5 protein-coding genes are annotated in these 3578 nt (G+C 62.2%); 1 reads left to right on the top strand and 4 read right to left on the bottom strand.

From position 1 onward, the window contains the following. Window positions 1–16: 16 nt before the first annotated feature. The 4 genes from C7H84_RS35770 to C7H84_RS37010 form a co-directional block, all read right to left on the bottom strand. Window positions 17–268, bottom strand: coding sequence for a DUF3717 domain-containing protein (locus C7H84_RS35770; RefSeq protein WP_121863179.1), 252 nt, complete (start codon window positions 266–268; stop codon window positions 17–19). Window positions 269–525: 257 nt separating this feature from the next. Then, window positions 526–990, bottom strand: coding sequence for a hypothetical protein (locus C7H84_RS35765; RefSeq protein WP_121863178.1), 465 nt, complete (start codon window positions 988–990; stop codon window positions 526–528). 14 nt (window positions 991–1004) lie between these two features. Next, a complete protein-coding gene (locus C7H84_RS35760; protein ID WP_121863177.1) occupies window positions 1005–2525 on the bottom strand; it encodes a hypothetical protein in 1521 nt (506 codons plus the stop codon). Between the two features lie 80 nt (window positions 2526–2605). Further along, window positions 2606–2785 (bottom strand): hypothetical protein, encoded by a 180-nt coding sequence (locus tag C7H84_RS37010; RefSeq protein WP_205611505.1) that lies wholly within the window; start codon window positions 2783–2785, stop codon window positions 2606–2608. Window positions 2786–3122: 337 nt separating this feature from the next. Here C7H84_RS37010 and C7H84_RS35750 point away from each other — a divergent pair. Continuing rightward, a partial coding sequence (locus C7H84_RS35750) for a transposase (RefSeq protein ID WP_162999518.1) occupies window positions 3123–3578 on the top strand: 456 nt, incomplete at its 3' end.

The raw sequence follows: 3578 nt of genomic DNA, 5'->3' as shown, positions 1-3578 counted from the left end.
CTTTTTGAACTGGCCTCTAAGCGTGCGCGCGAGCTAGTGCGGCTGCCTGCTTTTCCGTCAACGACGACCGCGGCACGCATTTCGCGCGCGTCACGATCATCACGCCGTAGACGTCCGCGAGCACGCGAGCTTCCGGGCAAAGTACGAGCAGCTCGTCGGGGCCGATCGGCGCCGGCGAGCGATTGCGCCACACGTTGATCGCACCTTCGATCTCGGCGAGCGAGACGACGTCCGGTGCTAGGCGGGTTGATGCGTCGAGTGGGTTCATGGGTGACCTCGAAAGTGTCGCCCCGTGAACGACGCCCTGCGGGACGTGATCCCTTGGGGCAGGAAAAGGCCGCTTCGCGGTGGGTTCGATGCGTCGATGACGCGGTAAGTAAAGCCAGTGTAGGCGTCCGGGCGCCACACGCCGGCCGAAAAGGTCGGGAAAAGCGAGCGGCTTTGGATGTGCCACGCCGCGATTGGACGAAAAAAAACCGGCGCACGAGGCGCCGGTTATTCGTAATTGGCTGAAAGCTCCAGCCCTCATGTCACAAGCAGATCGCCTTGGCTATTCAACATCGGAAGGACCTTCGCACGGATCTCGGCTTCTCTCTCGCGCATCCTGCGCATTCGCTCATCGCCTACCCCGTTGTGCTTCTCGACGACGTAGAGGAAGTACTGGGGCTTCGCCGGCCCCGGCCATACTCGCCACTCGGCCATGATTCGCGCGCGCATCGCCGGATCGCACGCGAAATACCAGGCGCGCCCCTTTCGCCAAACGCTTGCGTGGTGGTCGCGCATCCGCTGCTCGCCCTCGCGGGCTCTGGCGATCCGCAGCGCCTTCTCCGCTTCGATGTCAGTTTCAGGCGCCGGGGCAAGCTGGTCTGCGAACAGCGGGCAGTCGCGCGCGAGCTTCCGCGCGACACGCTTGTGCCGATTAAGGAACGCTTGCTCCTTTCGACTGGTCCAGATGTACGCCTCGTAACGCACGGTTCGATCGAATCGCATGTCGTGCTCCTCGATCAAGCCGCGAGTGGCGTCAGTCGGGAACGCGCATAGTCCAGCGTACCGTTCTTCGCGTGGAGCGTTCGCCCCTGTGTCGAACCGGGCCTGGCCAATGCGTAGCGCGTCGCCGCACCATGGCGAAAGCTGCGGATCTCGGAATACCCGTCAGCGATCGCGCGATCGACGTGCTCGACGCCCGTGATCACCGCATTGTCGGGCGTGCGATACCGCGCACGCTCTGCCTTCGCCTTGGCGTCATTCGCGGCCTCTTGCGCACGCCGCTGTGCTCGGGCGGCGTCCCGCTTTGCCTCCCACTCGGCTTGTGCCGCCTCATCGTACCCACAAAACGCGAAGATCGCGCGCCGCCGGCGGGCTGTGTTCAATCCACGCAACGACAGTCCAAACTGCTCGCGAAGCACCTGCTTGCTGTGGTCGTTCCAGCCATCAGGGTGATCCAGGACCGTCAGCAGGGTGCTAACGTCGCGGGCTTCGACAGCGGCCGCGAACTGGTTCGGCCATTCGAAGGTCGTACGCCCTCGATCCAGCGTCGCCATGGCAGTCTGCAGGTGATACTGCCGCTGCGAGATCAACCCTTTCTGGCGGTCGGCTTCGAGCCTGTCCAGCGACTTCTTCAGGACGGCATCCCCGATCAGCTCACGCAACCGTTCAGCAACGGACGACACGGCGGCACCAACATCCACCGGGCGCTGATACTGTGCCGGAAGGTCGAGCTTGCTCAGGAGCCCCGCAGCGAGCAAACGATCGTCCACGTCGACGTAGCTGATGCCAGTCGGTGCAGAACGCAATGTCGCGACGATGCCGGCGCCGAGCTCGCTGTCGATCGGCCGCTTTTCATGCCGGAAGATCGACACCGCGTGCTGCAAGACATCGTACGGAAGCGAGTTGCGAAGAGCCGGCACGTCCAGGAGAACCGGGAACCACTGCAGGTCGTACCGGTAGTGCTTGGCGTCGCCGCGGTAGTCTGCGAGCACCGTGTCCGGGATCGGCTGATCCCGAAAGAGCGCATGGGCGACATGCACCTCGTGCCGGCCGTTGACCCCACCCGAGAGCGAGAGCTGCGGCCCTTGCGACGTGTAGCCGAACAGCGTGTCAGCAACCTGGTCGCAAACATCGCCCAAGTGAAAGCGGTGGCCAGCGGCTTGTGCTGCCTCTACCTCCGCCTCGAGCTGGTCGCCAGACAGCAGCCACGCCGGTCTCGATGCGAGCTCGAACACGAACTGGAAAATCTCCCAGCGCTTGCGAGTGATCTGCCAAGGCTGCAGCGCCTTGCCGTCTTTGCTGAACCAGCGGTCTCGGAGCTCGGTAAAGAGCGACGTGAAGAATGCGTGGGCGGTACCCGGCTGGCGCACTGTCAAGATGCCGTTATAGCGCAGAATCGGCACCGGCGTACCGCCGTGCATCAAAGAGATCTCCGGCGTTTCGTACGCAGACAAGGTCGCGTCGTGGAAGAACACGTGGAACACGTGCGCGAGGGTATCGACGTGAATCACTTCGTTGGGAGGGTGAATCGTGTACATGAGTGGTTGTCCTTGCAAAAAAGGGCAACCCTCCCATCCAGGGCGGTTGCCCCGGATTGGGAAAAAGTAAGCGTGAAGCCTCAGGCGATATCGAGCAGGTTCGAGACCACCGCTGCAACGGCCCAGCCATGGGAATGCGTCAGCGCTTTAATGCGTATCAAGGGCTGTGTCCGCCAGTGTCCAGTGATTCCTTCCTCGGTCAGCCAGACACTGTCGATCAGCACAATCCAACCCTCCGTCGTTCCGCGTTCGACTGACACGCGTCCACGCCGACGATTGACATCGTCAAACGGCCGTACAGACGACGGTTTCGCACTGTAGAGTGCTTCATTCGAACTTGCGAAAAGGTTGGCGACGGCTACCCATTCAGGCTCCAACTCCTCGGAGCGAAGTATCCTCTCAACGTATCGGACGACTTCTTCAATGGGCTTGCCTGCCGAAACAAACGGGCCAGACGAAGGAGTTGTCCGGCGGGCGCATCTATCAGACTTGACGTCCTCCTCTCCCTAAAGGGCTGAGGATTACCCATAAGTGAGGTTGTAAACCGCGGCCGTCGGTGTTAACTTTTTTCCGTTCTGTTGATGCATTGGTGGCAAATTGGCGATTGAGGACGACACGGCCGACTGGGCGAGCGAGGAGTTCGCGCAGGCGAAACTTGGCGATGCGCGCCTGTCGCAGCGCCTGGTGGCCTTGGCCCGTCAACTTGCGGCAAGTCCGCACACGTCGCTGCCCCAAGCGCTGTCGCCCGCTGAACTGAAGGCGGGCTATCGATTCTTCGACAACGACTTGGTCGACACTGACGGTGTGCTGGCGCCGCATATCGCACAAACGCTGCGTCGCATGGAGCAGATTCCGGTGGTGCTGGCGATACAGGACACCACCGAATTCAACCTGACGCATCTGCATGCCACCGAAGGCCTCGGTCCCTGTACCGGGGGCAATGAGCGTGGCTTCATGATGCACAGCCTGCTGGCGGTCAGTCCGGAGGGCTTGCCCCTGGGCGTGCTCGGCATGAAGACATGGGCGCGCACTGAAGCAGCCATGGGCAGTGCC

It is taken from the genome of Burkholderia sp. Nafp2/4-1b, assembly GCF_003635165.1.
GTDB lineage: Bacteria > Pseudomonadota > Gammaproteobacteria > Burkholderiales > Burkholderiaceae > Burkholderia.
Note: the sequence above shows the minus strand (reverse complement) of the source record. Positions and strands in the feature narration are given on the sequence as shown.

What these genes read in the sequence shown, in the direction of transcription:
- C7H84_RS35760 (WP_121863177.1), bottom strand. Translation starts at nt 2,525, where the DNA reads ATGTACACGATTCACCCTCCCAACGAAGTGATTCACGTCGATACCCTC.
- C7H84_RS35765 (WP_121863178.1), bottom strand. Translation starts at nt 990, where the DNA reads ATGCGATTCGATCGAACCGTGCGTTACGAGGCGTACATCTGGACCAGT.
- C7H84_RS35770 (WP_121863179.1), bottom strand. Translation starts at nt 268, where the DNA reads ATGAACCCACTCGACGCATCAACCCGCCTAGCACCGGACGTCGTCTCG.